General features: G+C 61.1%; 1 protein-coding gene. It reads right to left on the reverse strand.

All coding sequences use genetic code 11. The features are described from left to right. Window positions 1–229 (reverse strand): hypothetical protein (locus R0J92_RS27460; RefSeq protein ID WP_411054006.1); only part of this gene is annotated, 229 nt, incomplete at both ends.

The following is a 229-nucleotide window of genomic DNA, read 5'->3' on the forward strand; positions in this document are numbered from 1 at the left end:
CTCGATGACATTGCCGGAGACCACGGTGTCCGCCTCGACGCCGATGCCGATCCCGAAGCCGACGCTGTCGTGTTCGTAGGGGCCGGTGAGCGAGATATTGCGGATGATGTTGTTGGCAACGATCGCCAGTCGCCCGCCCTCGTTGAAATTGGCGATGTTGATGCCGTTTGCCGCACCATCCACCAGGTTGCCGGTGACGATCGCGCCCTCGAAACCGAACTCGGAATAG

The sequence above is a fragment of the Tritonibacter sp. SIMBA_163 genome (assembly GCF_046535935.1).
GTDB classification, from domain to species: Bacteria; Pseudomonadota; Alphaproteobacteria; order Rhodobacterales; family Rhodobacteraceae; genus Epibacterium; species Epibacterium scottomollicae.